15 protein-coding genes are annotated in these 15,362 nt (G+C 36.6%); 11 read left to right on the top strand and 4 right to left on the bottom strand.

Translation table 11 applies throughout. The features are described from left to right. The first annotated feature begins 30 nt into the window (after positions 1–30). From ATE49_RS04855 to ATE49_RS04880, 6 genes are all read left to right on the top strand, one after another. Entirely contained in the window at positions 31–396 is a 366-nt protein-coding gene (locus ATE49_RS04855; protein ID WP_024564888.1) for a septal ring lytic transglycosylase RlpA family protein, read from the top strand. A gap of 92 nt (positions 397–488) precedes the next feature. Further along, complete coding sequence (locus ATE49_RS04860; protein ID WP_009087882.1) at positions 489–1,739, top strand: dicarboxylate/amino acid:cation symporter; 1,251 nt, start codon at positions 489–491, stop codon at positions 1,737–1,739. 16 nt (positions 1,740–1,755) lie between these two features. Then, complete coding sequence (gene pafA / locus ATE49_RS04865) at positions 1,756–3,396, top strand: alkaline phosphatase PafA (RefSeq protein ID WP_065081268.1); 1,641 nt, start codon at positions 1,756–1,758, stop codon at positions 3,394–3,396. 84 nt (positions 3,397–3,480) lie between these two features. Continuing rightward, on the top strand, positions 3,481–3,930 hold the full coding sequence (locus ATE49_RS04870) for a hypothetical protein (protein ID WP_059343681.1): 450 nt from the start codon (positions 3,481–3,483) through the stop codon (positions 3,928–3,930). Between the two features lie 55 nt (positions 3,931–3,985). Beyond that, positions 3,986–6,070 (top strand): WG repeat-containing protein, encoded by a 2,085-nt coding sequence (locus tag ATE49_RS04875; protein ID WP_065081269.1) that lies wholly within the window; start codon positions 3,986–3,988, stop codon positions 6,068–6,070. 13 nt (positions 6,071–6,083) lie between these two features. Beyond that, entirely contained in the window at positions 6,084–6,815 is a 732-nt protein-coding gene (locus ATE49_RS04880) for a membrane lipoprotein lipid attachment site-containing protein (RefSeq protein ID WP_065081270.1), read from the top strand. Between the two features lie 47 nt (positions 6,816–6,862). Here the strand turns inward: ATE49_RS04880 and ATE49_RS04885 are convergent, their stop codons facing one another. Further along, positions 6,863–7,411, bottom strand: coding sequence for a DUF4136 domain-containing protein (locus ATE49_RS04885; RefSeq protein ID WP_021348875.1), 549 nt, complete (start codon positions 7,409–7,411; stop codon positions 6,863–6,865). A gap of 11 nt (positions 7,412–7,422) precedes the next feature. Further along, the gene (locus tag ATE49_RS20315; RefSeq protein ID WP_021348876.1) at positions 7,423–7,596 is read right to left on the bottom strand and encodes a DUF5522 domain-containing protein; all 174 of its coding nucleotides are present in this window, start codon (positions 7,594–7,596) and stop codon (positions 7,423–7,425) included. A gap of 35 nt (positions 7,597–7,631) precedes the next feature. On the opposite strand from ATE49_RS20315, the gene ATE49_RS04890 reads away from it, so the two are divergent. The 4 genes from ATE49_RS04890 to hemL are packed head-to-tail and all read left to right on the top strand — an operon-like array spanning position 7,632 to position 11,182. After that, positions 7,632–7,958 carry a hypothetical protein gene (locus tag ATE49_RS04890; protein WP_059324233.1) on the top strand — a complete coding sequence of 109 codons (327 nt, stop codon included), beginning with the start codon at positions 7,632–7,634 and terminating at the stop codon, positions 7,956–7,958. 1 nt (position 7,959) lies between these two features. Further along, the gene (locus ATE49_RS04895; protein WP_065081271.1) at positions 7,960–8,871 is read left to right on the top strand and encodes a 1-aminocyclopropane-1-carboxylate deaminase/D-cysteine desulfhydrase; all 912 of its coding nucleotides are present in this window, start codon (positions 7,960–7,962) and stop codon (positions 8,869–8,871) included. Next, positions 8,868–9,908 (top strand): glucosaminidase domain-containing protein, encoded by a 1,041-nt coding sequence (locus ATE49_RS04900; protein WP_059154263.1) that lies wholly within the window; start codon positions 8,868–8,870, stop codon positions 9,906–9,908. The genes ATE49_RS04895 and ATE49_RS04900 overlap by 4 nt, the downstream gene beginning before the upstream one ends. Then, positions 9,908–11,182: a glutamate-1-semialdehyde 2,1-aminomutase gene (hemL, locus tag ATE49_RS04905; protein ID WP_065081272.1), complete on the top strand. Its 1,275-nt coding sequence runs from the start codon at positions 9,908–9,910 to the stop codon at positions 11,180–11,182. The genes ATE49_RS04900 and hemL overlap by 1 nt, the downstream gene beginning before the upstream one ends. A 56-nt stretch (positions 11,183–11,238) precedes the next feature. On the opposite strand, the gene ATE49_RS04910 is transcribed toward hemL, so the two are convergent. Beyond that, positions 11,239–11,919 carry an aspartate/glutamate racemase family protein gene (locus ATE49_RS04910; RefSeq protein WP_059154261.1) on the bottom strand — a complete coding sequence of 227 codons (681 nt, stop codon included), beginning with the start codon at positions 11,917–11,919 and terminating at the stop codon, positions 11,239–11,241. A gap of 89 nt (positions 11,920–12,008) precedes the next feature. Here ATE49_RS04910 and recG point away from each other — a divergent pair, with 89 nt between their 5' ends. Beyond that, on the top strand, positions 12,009–14,099 hold the full coding sequence (gene recG, locus ATE49_RS04915) for an ATP-dependent DNA helicase RecG (RefSeq protein ID WP_065081273.1): 2,091 nt from the start codon (positions 12,009–12,011) through the stop codon (positions 14,097–14,099). A 21-nt stretch (positions 14,100–14,120) separates the two neighbouring features. On the opposite strand, the gene ATE49_RS04920 is transcribed toward recG, so the two are convergent. Then, complete coding sequence (locus ATE49_RS04920; RefSeq protein ID WP_065081274.1) at positions 14,121–15,263, bottom strand: NAD(P)H:quinone oxidoreductase; 1,143 nt, start codon at positions 15,261–15,263, stop codon at positions 14,121–14,123. Positions 15,264–15,362 lie beyond the last annotated feature (99 nt).

Here is a 15,362-nt window from a genome sequence, read left to right on the forward strand (position 1 = left end):
TTTGGCTCCTGTATGAAATTGATAAAACGAATGAGTAGAGTTATATTTCTGTTAACCCTGCTGCCGGCAATTGCTTGTAGTACGGTTAGTAATATGAAGTCAGGCGAAGAAAAGTCAACAACAGTTTCTTATTACAGCGACACGTTTAACGGGCGCAAGACTTCCAGTGGTGAAGTTTTCGATAATGGTAAACTAACCGCTGCACACGCAAATCTTCCTTTCGGTACCAAAGTATTGCTTACAAATGTTGCCACTGGAGATACAGTAACCGTAAAAGTAAACGACAGAGGATATCTTCATAAAGGAAGAGCCTTTGATATTACGAAGTCAGCTTTTAAAAAATTAGGAGATGTACGAAAGGGTGTACTGAAAGTCACTTATAGGGTATTAGAATAAAGAAAAGCCTCATATACAGAGGTTTTTTATTTAATACATACTAAATCAGAACTACAAGAAAATTAAATTATATTTGCAGGAGAGACAATTTTATGAAAGGACAAAATAAACTTTTTATTTCTATTATCGCCGCCCTTATCTTGGGTGTAATTATAGGAGCCATTGTTCACTTTAACTATCCAAAGGAAACTATCGATACTTTTTCCAAAAACATTAAACTTTTAGGTAGCTTATTTATTCGTCTGGTACAGATGATTATTGCACCATTAGTATTCTCTACATTGGTAGTAGGTATCGCTAAAATGGGGGACATGAAAATGGTTGGACGTGTTGGTGCTAAAGCAATGACATGGTTCATTACAGCATCTTTAACATCATTATTAATAGGTCTGGTACTGGTTAACATTATGAAACCGGGAGAAGGGACTGATATTGTAATGAATGTAAGCGATGCAGGAGACTTATTAAAAACACAAAGCGACTTTACGTTGGAACACTTTGTTAACCATATGGTGCCAAAGAGTATTTTCGAAGCTTTTTCCACAAACGAGATTCTGCAGATCGTGGTTTTCTCTGTAATTTTTGGGATTGCATTAGGTGCTTATGGTGAAAAAGGACAAATGGTAACAGACTTCCTGGACAAAATAGCTCACGTTGTACTAATCATGGTAAACTATGTTATGTGGTTTGCACCTTTAGGAGTATTGGGAGCCGTTGCAGCAGCCGTTGCAAAATACGGTTTCGAAATATTTACCCTTTATGCCCATTATTTACTGGCATTCGTTCTGGGTATTGCAACGCTATGGGCTGTACTACTTGGAGTTGGTTATCTGGTATTAGGAAAGAGATTAAAAGACTTATTAAGACATATAAAAACACCTTTATTAATTGCATTTACAACAACTAGTTCTGAAGCGGTTTTCCCAAAACTTGTAGAAGAATTAGAAAAATTCGGAGCACAGAATAAGATTATTTCATTTACACTTCCTTTGGGTTATTCTTTTAACCTGGATGGTAGTATGATGTATATGACTTTTGCATCTTTATTTATTGCTCAGGTATATGATATTCATATGCCTATTGAAAAGCAGTTACTAATGTTATTGGTATTAATGCTTACCAGTAAAGGTGTTGCTGGTGTACCAAGAGCATCGCTGATTGTAGTAGTGGCTACATGTTCTATGTTTGGTATTCCACCAGAAGGTATTGCCTTAATTCTGCCAATCGACCACTTCTGTGATATGGCGCGTAGTATGACCAATGTATTAGGAAATGCTTTGGCTACAACAGCTGTAGATAAATGGGAAGGGCATATTGCAGTAGAGCAGGAAAGTATACATTAATAAATTAAAAATAATCATGTTAACACCGAAGAAGTGGTTGCTGGGAGTTCTTGTAGTATCAGGAATGCTGGGAGCCCAAAAAACTAATGCTGTACCAAGACCTAAGCTTGTTGTAGGACTGGTAGTTGATCAGATGAGATGGGATTATCTTTACCGTTATTATAGCAAGTATGGTGAAGGAGGTTTTAAGAGAATGCTGAATACCGGTTATTCGTTAAATAATGTTCATATAGACTATGTACCTACAGTAACGGCAATCGGACACACCTCAATCTTTACAGGTTCTGTTCCTTCTATCCACGGAATCGCAGGAAACGATTGGTATGATAAAGAATTAGGGAAAAGTGTTTACTGTACATCCGATGAAACAGTACAACCGGTAGGAACTACTTCTAATGCTATGGGACAGCATTCACCAAGAAATCTTTGGTCTACAACTGTAACAGATCAGTTAGGATTGGCAACAAACTTTACTTCTAAGGTTGTAGGTGTTTCATTGAAAGACAGAGCATCGATTCTGCCTGCAGGGCACAACCCAACAGGAGCATTTTGGTTCGATGATACTACTGGTAAATTCATTACCAGTACATACTATACTAAAGAATTACCTAAATGGGTAAACGACTTTAATAATAAAAATGTTCCGGCTCAGTTGGTAGCCAATGGCTGGAATACACTATTGCCAATTAATCAGTATACAGAAAGTTCAGAAGATAATGTAGAGTGGGAAGGCTTATTAGGAAGTAAGAAAACGCCTACATTCCCTTATACAGATCTGGCTAAAGATTATGAAGCTAAAAAAGGATTAATCCGTACTACACCATTTGGAAATACTTTAACTCTTCAGATGGCAGATGCCGCTATTGATGGTAACCAAATGGGAGCTGATGACATTACTGACTTCCTTACAGTAAACCTGGCTTCAACGGATTATGTAGGACACAACTTTGGTCCAAATTCTATAGAAGTTGAGGATACTTATCTGAGATTAGACAGAGATTTGGCTGACTTCTTCAATAACCTCGATAAAAAGGTTGGAAAAGGAAACTACCTTGTCTTCCTTTCTGCGGATCATGGTGCAGCACATTCTGTAGGCTTTATGCAGGCGCATAAAATGCCGACAGGCTTCTTTGTGGAAGACATGAAAAAAGAAATGAACGTTAAGCTGAAACAAAAATTCGGTGCTGATAATATAATTGCAGCTGCAATGAACTATCAGGTTTATTTCGATAGAAAGGTTTTAGCAGACAGCAAATTGAAGCTGGATGATGTAAGAGATTACGTAATGGAAGAGCTTAAAAATGAACCTTCTGTTCTGTATGTTCTTAGTACAGAAGAAATAGCAGAAGCTTCAATTCCGGAACCGATAAAATCCAGAGTAATCAATGGCTATAACTGGAAAAGAAGCGGAGATATTCAGATCATTTCTAAAGATGGATATCTTTCGGCATATTCCAAAAAAGGAACAACACACAGTGTATGGAACTCTTATGATTCACATATTCCTTTACTTTTCATGGGATGGGGTATCAAGCAGGGAGAATCCAATCAGCCATACCATATGACGGATATTGCACCAACTGTTTCATCTTTACTTAAAATTCAGTTCCCTAGTGGTGCTGTTGGTAAGCCAATTACCGAAGTTATAGGAAGATAAACGACCAAAAATATTACTAAAATCCTGATGAGATATTTCTTGTCAGGATTTTTTTATATTTAAATAACCAAATAACAGATAACGATGAAATATTGGTATGTTATTACAGTAATACTATTGGTCTCCTGGATACCACAAGACGAAATAAGTAATAATGTAGGGAAAGAACAACAGGACTGTCCATGCTCAGAATATAATAATCGCCCCGTAATCGGAACCAATATCCGCTTCGGCAAGAATGGAGTTTTATTTCAGTGTGCTACTGTTATTCGGGCTTATGTGCCAGATGAAGACGGAAAAAATGAACATGAAGAATCTCACATTAGCTGTATCGCTAAAAAAAGCAAAACCTATAAATTGGCAGACAGTATAACTTATTTTGGCAAGAACGATTGGGTGAAGGTACCCAAAGCCGTATTTCTGAAAAGGAAACAAACGATTATTGCTAAACCCCATGACGGTTTTTATCAGTTTGAATTGAATGAAAAACATCAAATAATTTCTGTAAATGAGTTTTATATCAATAAACGATGATATATTTGGTTCTTAATTATTCCTATTTATTATCTAAAACTACACAAAACATCATATGAAAATAAAAAGTTTATTAGCTTTTCTTATCATCAGTATTATACTGGGATCATGTTCCAGTAAAGGAATTGAAGATATCGAAACAAAAGCTGATTATATCCAATCGCGCTCCGGAATGTCTCAGAGTCAGTTGAAAGAGCAGCTAGATAAAGACGCAAAGTTTATAAAAAGAGTGATAGATACGGCTAACAGTGTCGAGTTTTCCGGTAGTTTCTCCATGAGTGCTAAAGTCTCCGGATCAGGAACTGGGACTGTTAGAGATACTGCGAAAGCTTTTGGTTTGGGCTCACCCGATTCTATCCGAAAAGATTTTAATGATATTAAAGAAGTTAATGCTATTCAGTCTTTCAGATTACCTACCTCAGGATTTTCTTTTAACCCTTTGAAGGCGATGCAGAAAATAGATGCTTATGATATCAAATATAAAATCAACAAAATTTTTGAAGGAAATAAAGAGGTTACACCTGAAAGTCTGAAATTAAAACAACCGGATAGTATAGCGGTAACAGCCAGCTATTCTTTTCCTGTAGCTTATGATACTTTGGTTATTAGCAAATCTAACCTCAAAGAGGCAACTTACAAAGGAACAAAAATTGAAATCGATAAGTTTGATGGACAGTCAGCTGAAATTAGCATTCCGATAGAAATAGGTTCTAAGATTATTGGGCAGCAAGGTGTAACATCAGATGGTGTTTTGGTTGCAACCAGTAATTATTCGAGTTTCCCTTCTACAGGAATAAGCAGTCAGGTGCTGGGAGAAATGCAAAAAATGCTGAATACCTTAAAGAAAGCAGGAGGAGAAGCTGGCAAAGAAGCTATGGTTAAAGACTTACAGGAGCTTTCCGAAAAAGCCTTTACTTATAAGAACAAACTTCAGCAGCTTACAAAAGATATTGATGAATTTGCTAAAGCAGACGACAAGAAGCTTTCTTTCGGAAAAATAATGCGTATCATAGAAGAATTTACAAAAAAGTATAAGGATCTGATCGCTCCAAAAACTTCGAAAATAGAATTAGGATTTCCAGCTGAAGTGGATAAAATCTATTTTTATGTAGCTACGAAAGAAGAGATACTAAGTAAAGATTTGATGGCTTCTGCTTTAATAAAGCCCGAAGGAAATGAAGTGTTCTTTGATGAAAAGTCCGATCGATACGGAATCATAGACAAAAATTCCAATATTATCATTCCGGCAACTTACGAACAGTTAGAGCGGAAAGATAATCTGTATTTTACAAATCGTGTAGATACAATAGAAACCTCTTATTTTCTGGATCTGAAAAATAAGAAACTGGAAAAACTGCCAGATAATATGAGCTATAAAAGAACACTGAATAATGATTTTTCTTTGTTTAACAATAAAGAGGATTATACAGGGGTTCTTAAAAATAATAAGGATGAGATTATTCCTTTTAAATATGATGATATTACAATGGCCGGGAATGTTTTTATAGCGAAAGCTACAAAAAGAGGACGACCATACTACGATTTCTATTCTATAAAAGGAAAGAAACTGGAAACACCATTTACAAAGGAAGTATCCACAACAGAAGGAAGCCCTAATATTGTAATTAAAGGGAAAGACAATAAATATGGTGTAATAGATGAGAACGGAAAGCTGACAGTAGAAATGAAACCTAATGAATTGCGGAGTATAGGGCAAAATATGATTGCCTACAGAGAACTTCCTACCAAAGAAATGGAGTATATAGATCTCGAAAAATTAGGAATTATGACAGGTGACGGAAAAATAATTTCACAACCACAGTACTCCTATGTTGGTAACTTTTCCAGCGGGCTGGCTCCGGTAGCAATTTATGACTCAGGTAATTCTCCTTATTTTTATATCAATACCAAAGGGCAGCCTGTTTTTAATTATAAATTCGATGAGGCTTATCCTTTTTATAAAGGTTATGCACTTATTTTATCCAGTGGTGAATATTATTTAATCGATACCAAAGGAAATAAAGTCTTAACCTTCCCGGGAGGAGCAGATTACAAAGCAGATATTATAAGTCATCCTACTGCACATTATAATATTAATGGTCAATACTACGATTACAAAGGCAACCCGGTTAAATTATAAAACATACTGAAAAATGAAAAAGATATTTATTATAACAACGGCTTTATTTCTGCTTAGTTCGTGTAGTAAAGCACCAGAGTATGGGAAGAATGTTTTGGATCTCAATAATTTTGACTTTAAACTAAACCTTGATAAATTTTTCAAAGATGAAAACGTATTTCGAGGTAAAACCAATTACTCAATTTCATCGGAAGAACAAAGTATTAAAAACAGCGCTGTACAACAAAACTATATTCAGTATAGTACAGTATCCATGAGTAAAAAGCGTCCACTAGCTTCATTTGCAGATGTAAAGTTTGAATCTTTAGGCCTATGTTCAGACGAAAATGATGAAAGGGTATTGTTAGTAAGTGCTCAAACCGATTATGCGACGCCAGCTGATATTATTAAAATTATTGACCAGCTGAACAAGGATTTTGGAGAAGCAGAGATTAAAGATATTGGTGGAAATGGTGATGAACTGATCCTGAGATGGGCGAAAGGAGACAAGGTAAGTATATTCTCTTTGCGGATTCCGTTTACTCTGGAAAGTGCTTCTAATGAAAATAGTGCCCATGATTATTACAGTCAGAGCGATGAAGATAAAAAGAAAGAAAAGTTCAATAATTCTTTATATCAACAGCTAAAGGATAAAATAAAAGAAGAGAAAGAGGTGAAATGTACACTTTTCTTCTCCAAGGCAGATTTTGATAAAGCTTTAGATCAGGCTTCAAGCTACTCAGGAGATTTAACTTCATACAGATAAAAAACGCCCCGGTTTTCCGGGGCGTTTTTATACTCAAAAATTATGAATTATCTTTTGTTCTGCATTTGTTGCGGAGGATAATTTTTCAATACCTCAGCTACCATATTAGGAATTTGTTTAGCTTTGGTTTTAGGACTGTCTACATTCAATCCACTACCGATTCCCTGCCATACTAATTTGTTGGTACGGGAGTCAACAAAATCCATTACCAATGTACCTCTGTTATAGTAGTCTGTGTAGGTTCTGTTATATCCCCAACCCATTCCCCAGTAAGGACCTCCCCAGCCCATTCCCCAGCCGTAGCCCCAAGGTGAAGTAGTTTGGATATCCTGGATTTCTTTATGTGTAGCTTTCAGATTAATTACAAGGTCTGCAGGAGAAGCTTCTGTCATTCCTTTAGCGTTCATCTGTTGTCTGATGGAGCCAATAACGCGCTCCCTGTCAATATCATTCAGTTTTAGATCGTTCTGACGGATTTCATAAGTCCGATATTGGTTGAAACTGGCACTCTGATCATAATCAGATCTTACATTGAAAGGACTACATGATCCTAAAGTAAGTATTGCTGCCAGAGCTATGATTACGTAATTTTTCATAATAGAGTCAATTATTTTTTCTTTTTGTTGAACGTATCTGTTTTTTTATCATACCCATACGGGCAGTGTTTACAACCATTCTTACAGCAATAACCACGCCTTAAATGGAATTTTTCAGTAAAAACTTTATAACCTTGTTCGTTATAATAAAAGTCTTCATTTTCTTTGATTGTATTCTCCTGCATAAGTTAAAATCTTAAATGATTTTTATCTTTGTCAAATGATTTTGGTATGTAAATCTTTACTCAAAAATACAAAAATTACGGCGATAACGTTGTTCCCTTTCATTCTGTTGAAAAAAAAAGAATTAAAGGAAGATTTTGTATTGCTCAATCATGAGAAAATTCATCTGCGGCAACAGTTGGAGCTGCTGATATTACCGTTTTATATTTTGTATATGATAGAATACGGAATCAAGTATTTTAAACTGAAAAACGCACACAAAGCTTATCTCGCTATTTCCTTCGAGCGGGAAGCTTATGCAAAAGAAGATGATTTTGATTATCTGAAAAAAAGAAAATTCTGGAATTTTATAAAATATTGGTAGCATGCTGACACTTCCAAAAACCGAAATACCTATTCAGAAAATTAAATCCGGAGATGTAGATATCTTTCTGAAAAGAGAAGATCTCATCCATCCTGATATTTCCGGAAATAAGTATTGGAAACTATTTTATAATGTCAATCATTATTTAAATCAAAAAATAGAAAAGCCCCTTATTATTACATTCGGAGGGGCTTTCTCAAATCATATTGCTACAGTTGCAGCGTTTGGCAGGATTTTTAGTATTTCTACTATGGGGATTATCCGGGGGGAAGAACTGGAAGCCAGATTTTTAGAAAATGTTACGCTGAGAAAAGCGCATGAAAATGGGATGGACTTCAGGTTTGTAAGCCGGACGGACTATCGGAATAAAGATGCAATAACAGAAAAACTCCGGAAAGAGTTCCCGGAAGCACTAATTGTGCCGGAAGGAGGAAGTAATCTGCAAGCTGTTGAGGGCGTGAAGTTTATGCTGACGGAACATACAAAAGATTTTGATTACCTTTGCACGGCTGTTGGGACAGGCGGAAGTATTGCGGGGATTTCTAAGTATGCGGAAGAAAACCAGAAAGTTATCGGATTTACAGTTGTCAGAGATGTTAGCCTTGAGCAAAGGATCAAAGAACTGAGTACTAAAAATAACTTTAATCTGATTGAAGCAGATTATGGAGGCTACGGTAAAATATCCGACGAAATTGTACGTTTCATAAACGATTTTTGGAAGCAATACAATATCCCGCTGGATCCTGTATATACAGGTAAGATGATGATGAGACTCTTTCAGTTAGTCGAAGAAGGATTTTTTCCTGCCGGCAGCAAAATATTGGCCTTCCATACAGGAGGTTTGCAAGGAATTGAAGGAGCGAACCAGTTATTAAGAAATAAAAACAGAAATACGATAGAGATTAGGTTATGAAGAAACTTTTAAGTATATGTCTTGTTGTTTCGGCATTTGCAGTAAAAGCCCAAACGTGGAATACAGAAGAGCAATATATTCAGAGATTTGCTCCTTATGCTGTAGAAGAAATGGAATTGTATAAAGTGCCTGCAAGTATTACTCTTGCTCAGGGGCTTATTGAAACGGCTGGAGGGCAAAGCCGCCTGGCTCAGGAAGGGAAAAACCACTTTGGTATCAAATGTAAAGAAACCTGGACAGGTAAGACGATGTCCCATACAGATGATGCTCCAAACGAATGCTTCAGAGTTTATGAGTCTCCCAAAGACTCTTACAGAGACCACTCTCTGTTTTTAACAACCAGAAAGCATTACAGTCCACTTTTCCTTTTAGATGTTAAAGATTATAAAGCATGGGCTTACGGACTTAAAAGATCCGGATATGCAACCAACCCTAGCTATGCTCCGGCGCTAATCAGAAAAATTGAACAATACAGACTTTATGAGTTCGATAATATCTCGAGCGATAAAGTTTATGCAACATTACTAAACAGATATCCTGACCTTAAAAATGATGCTGTATTTATGGCTCAGGTATCTCAGAATAAGAAAAATAAAGATATTCCTGTTCAGACGGTTGTTTATCAGGAACCTAAAAAGAAAGCTGAAGAAACAAGACTTGTTACACCTCAGGCTATCTTAGATAATATTCTGGTGAAAAATCACCCTAACGGAGATCTTAAGTTCATTGTAATTCCTGAGAAAATAGATCTTTCTTATATTTCCCAGAAATATGGAGTTTCTGTATCCAGATTAATGAAGTACAATGAATTGGACGGAACTCAGTTACAGAAAAACCAGATCGTATTTTTAGAATCTAAAAACTCTTCCGGAAATCAGAAAACTTATAATGCAAAAACAGGAGAAACAATGTATGATATCTCCCAGAAGTTTGCAATAAAACTGGCAAAACTTTATAAAAAGAACAGAATGTCTTTTGGAGAGCAGCCAGTAGCCGGTCAGTTAGTATATTTAGATTCTAAAAAACCAAGAAATTAATGTTATACCAAAGAAGTAGTGCTCTTTTCGATGAAGCACAACGTTATATCCCGGGAGGAGTTAACTCTCCCGTTAGAGCTTTCAGATCAGTAGGAGGAGTTCCGGTATTTATGAAGTCAGCAAAAGGAGCTTATCTTACCGATGCAGATAACAGACAATATGTAGATTATATCAACTCATGGGGACCTGCAATTGTAGGGCATACCCATCCGGTGGTATTAGAGGCAATTCAGAAACAGGCAGAAAGTGGTTTTTCTTTCGGAGCGCCAACTGAGTTGGAAACCGAAATTGCAAAACTTATTACAAGTGTTGTTCCTAATATAGATAAAATCAGAATGGTATCTTCCGGTACAGAAGCATGTATGAGTGCTATTCGTTTAGCACGTGGCTATACCGGAAAAGATAAATTTATAAAATTTGAAGGTTGCTACCATGGTCACTCAGATTCATTCCTGATTAAAGCAGGAAGTGGAGCCGCAACCTTTGGAGATCCAAACAGTCCCGGAGTTACAAAAGGAACAGCTCAGGATACTTTACTGGCAAGATATAATGATATCGAGCAGGTAAAAGAATTATTCAGCCAGAACGAAGGCCAGATTGCTGCAGTTATTGTAGAACCTGTTGCCGGGAATATGGGTTGTGTACTTCCTGAAAATGATTTCCTGCAAAAACTAAGACAGGTTTGTGATGAGCATAAGGCCCTGCTTATTTTTGATGAAGTAATGACAGGATTCCGTCTAAGTATGGGGGGAGCACAAGAAGCTTTAGGTGTCAATGCAGATATCGTAACTTTTGGTAAAGTTATCGGAGGCGGGATGCCGGTAGGTGCATTTGCAGCCCGTAATGAAATTATGGATAATCTTTCTCCTTTAGGAAGTGTATATCAGGCAGGAACTTTAAGCGGTAATCCGTTGGCAATGCGTGCAGGTTTAACAACATTGCAATTGATTAAAGAAGACAAAGACTTCTTCAACAGGATTAACAAAACAACAGAAACTCTTGATCAGGAGATTACTAAAATACTTACTGAAAAAGGAATAGCACATCATATTAACCGTTTTGGCAGTATGATGTCAGTATTCTTCAATACCAATAAGGTTTCTGATTTTGATGAAGCTGCACAAGCAGATCATACGACATTCAACAAGTTTTTCCATCATCTATTGGCAGAAGGTATTTACCTGCCGCCAAGTGGATACGAAACATGGTTTATTTCCGATGCAATTAAAGATGCAGAAGTGAATAAAACATTGGAAGCAATCAGAAAGTTTTAAGATTAATACTTTACAGATAATAAAAACGAGCCCTTTAAGGCTCGTTTTATTTTTAGTTAGAATATACTCATTGCTTTTTCACATTGGATTTGCAGGGTGTCTATAAGATTTACCGGGCTGTCCATTTGTTTGTATAAAAGCGGAATTTCTGTACAGCCTAATATAAAAGCGTCCAGATGGCTGTATTTTTCATTAAGTTTTTCAAAATAAGCTATAGATTCTGGTGTTACAGGTTTTCCGGAAGAAAGCTGAATTTGTATTTTCTGGATTTCAGTTCTCTCTTCTTCGTCCGGAATTACAACATTAATACCAGCCTGAATAAGAGGTTCCTTAAAGAAATCGCTTTCCATTGTATACTTGGTACCGAGAAGTAAAACATTTTTATAATTATTATTTAGAATATATTCTTTGGTAAGCTCTATAATATGGAATACAGGAATATTGATTTCCAATTCATGTTTTATAAGATCAAAAGCTTTATGCAAAGTATTGTTAGCAATCATTACACAAGATGGATTGCTGTCCAGCAATACCTGGAGTTCTTTTTTTAATAGCTGTGGAATTACATCCCAGCCATCATTATAATTGCTTTTGATTTCGTTGTAGTCAATACTGTAAAGCAAAATCGGACATGAATGGAAAGCTCCAAACTTTTGGTTGTAAAGCTTATTAAGGGTTTCATAGTATAATATTGTAGAAGGATAACTTGTACCTCCTAATATTCCTATTTTTTTCATTACTGAAGGGTATTTTAATTTTATGGTTAAGGTATAAAAACTTTTATAATCCGTTACTTTTCCCGAAATTCGGGCAGCAAATATAAGACTTGGAATTATCAACTCCTATAGAATACCTTAAAGGCATTGGGCCCGAGCGGGCGAAGCTTATTAAAAACGTTTTGGATCTCCATAAGGTAGAGGACTTTCTGACCTTTTATCCCATTCGTTATATCGACAAAAGTAAACTTTACAAAGTTGGCGAATTAAGAGAAATAAACAATGAAATTCCGCTGAAAGGCAGAATTACAGATATTCAGGAAGTGGCATACGCCAAAGGAAGGCGTATGGTAGCGAAATTTCGGGATGAAACCGGAACAATGGAATTGGTGTGGTTCAAATATTCTAAATGGCTGAAAGAACAGATTCCGCTTAATACTGAAGTTATAATCTTCGGAAGAGTACAGATTTTTAACAATGTATTCTCTATGCCGCATCCTGAAATAGAGAAAAATGAAAATAAAGAAAACTCTCCAACACTTTTACCTGTTTATTCAAGTAGTGAAAAACTGACAAAACGTGGGATAAATAATCGATTCTTTCAACAGATTTTATTAGAGATTGTACAGAATGTTCCTACGTTTATTGATGAGAATCTTCCTTCTGGTTTAATGAAAGGCCTCAAGCTGATTTCCAGAATAGACGCTTATCAGAATATTCATTTTCCTAAAAATAGTCAGTGGCAGAAAGCTGCAGACAGGAGGCTGAAATTTGAGGAAGCATTCTTTTTCCAACTGGGATATGGTCTGAAAAAGAAGCACAATAAAACTTCGTCCCTGGGAAATCCTTTTCCATTAGTGGGGGATTATTTTACCGGATTTTATGAAAATAATCTGCCGTTCGAACTTACAAATGCGCAGAAAAGAGTTCTGAAAGAAATAAGGAACGATATGAAGCTTCCTGTTCAAATGAACAGATTATTACAGGGAGATGTAGGATCGGGAAAAACGATGGTGGCTTTATTATCTATGCTTATCGCATTGGATAATGGTTTTCAGAGCTGTCTGATGGCTCCGACTGAGATTTTGGCTCAACAGCATTTCAATGGTATCTCCGATCTTCTATACGGAACAGGTATCGAGGTCAAACTATTAACGGGATCTACTAAGGCATCGGAGAGAAAAGTTATCCACGAAATGCTGGAAAACGGAACCTTGCCTATTATTGTAGGCACACATGCTTTATTGGAAGATAAGGTGAAATTTAAAAAACTTGGACTGGCTATTATCGACGAACAACACCGTTTTGGAGTAGCGCAACGGGCGAAGCTATGGGCTAAAAATGCGATACCACCACATATTCTGGTGATGACAGCAACTCCTATTCCGAGAACCCTGGCGATGAGTTTCTATTCGGATCTGGATGTTTCGGTGATCGATGAAATGCCGGTTGGAAGGAAGCCTATTGTTACAGCACACCGCAAAGAAAAAGACCGTTTATTTGTTTTCAATTTTGCGAAGGAAGAAATTGCTAAAGGTCGCCAAATCTATTTTGTGTATCCACTAATTGAAGAAAGTGAAACACTTGATTATAAAAACCTGAACGAAGGATTCGATACTGTAAAAGAATTTTTCCCTGTACCCGATTATGATGTAGTAATGCTTCATGGAAAAATGAAGCCCGATGAAAAAGATGCGGCCATGCAGTATTTTGCCAGTGGAAAAGCACAGATAATGGTGGCTACTACTGTAATAGAAGTAGGAGTGAACGTTCCCAATGCATCGGTAATGATTATAGAGAGTGCTGAAAGATTTGGTTTGTCTCAGCTGCATCAGTTACGAGGCCGTGTTGGTCGTGGAGCAGAGCAGAGTTATTGTATTTTGATGACTTCCGACAAAATGACTCAGGAAAGCCGGAAGAGGATTAAAACGATGGTGGAAACTAATGACGGATTCAAAATTTCGGAGGTTGATATGGAGCTTCGAGGTCCGGGAGATATTCTGGGAACACAGCAGAGTGGAGTCATCGACTTTAAAAAGCTGGATCTGATGCAGGACTCCAATATTATTAAAGCAGCAAAAGAATGTGTGGAAAAGCTTCTGGAAGCAGATCCGCTATTGGCTTTTCAGGAACATCAGGGAATGAAGAGTTATTATGTCCGACAGTATAAAGGGAAAAATAAATGGGCTAAAATAAGTTAATATTCTAGCCCTGTATTAATATTATTCAACCTCAAAAACAGCCTGTATTTCTACGGAAGAGTTGACTGGCAGGGAAGATGCCCCAAGGGTGCCTCTTGCATGTTTGCCTTTCTCTCCGAGTACCTCAACAGTAAGATCAGAAGCAGTATTCATAAGATCAGCATGTTTGGTGTAATCATTCGGAGTATTAAAAATACCGGTTAGTTGTACACATTGTTTCACTTTATTCAGATCTCCACCTACTGCTTCTCTCAGAACGGCTAATACATTTAGCATGGTGACTTTTGTTGCTTCTTTTACCTGTTGTTCATTTACCTCTGTTCCAAGCTTTCCGGGATTAACAATTTTGCCGTCTTTTAATGCAACCTGATTAATAAATACCAGATTGCCTGATCGTACGAAAGGCTGATAGTTTCCGGCGGGTTTTGGAACCTGTGGTAAAACAATCTGTTTTTGCTGTAATACTTTATTAACATCAGCTCTTTCCTGTGTTGGGATTATCTCTTTTTGTATAAATGTACCTTTAAGTGCTAAAGATACTTTTGCGATTGTTTTTCCTTGTAATTCCGCTAGGTAACGTTCACCTTGACTGGGTCTTTCTGTGTTTTTTACTGAATTAAGACTTGTGGTGCCTAATACGGTATTTCCCTGTGGAATGTTTTTGTCAATATTTTCATTTCCTCTTATCCCTGTAGGTACAAGGATCATTCCGTGTACAGCCAAGCTGTTCCAGAAAGATTGTATAGCCAGCTCCTTACCAGCTCCGCTGCCTGCGGACATAAATACAGTAGCTGGGATTCCTTCCAAAGCATGGTTTGTCCACAGGTTGACAGTTTTTGATAAAAATTCACTCATCCCGGTACTGATATTGCCAAAGTAAACAGGAGAACCAAATGCAATCCCGTCGTAAGATTTTAATTCATCTACTGAAGCAACAGGGATGTTTTTTAATTTAGAATTTGAAGATGCTTTTACCTGCTTGATTATGGCTTCTGTATTTTTCTCACTTTCAATTCCTTTAGCAACTTCTTTTGCCAGTTCATAAGTACCACCGTTATCGGAATAGAATAACACCAGTATTTTGGTTTTGTTTTCCTGTGCAACAGATATATTTATGGCGAGTATTGTTAAGATACCGGCTAAAATAATATGTAGTTTTTTCATTTTTTGTCCATTAAAATTACATTGCAAAAATACTAACGTTACTTTTATTAAGTTTGACAAAAAATATATTTAAAACGACAAAAAATCTGTCTTATTGTA

Source organism: Elizabethkingia miricola (assembly GCF_001675285.1).
Classification (GTDB): Bacteria; Bacteroidota; Bacteroidia; order Flavobacteriales; family Weeksellaceae; genus Elizabethkingia; species Elizabethkingia miricola.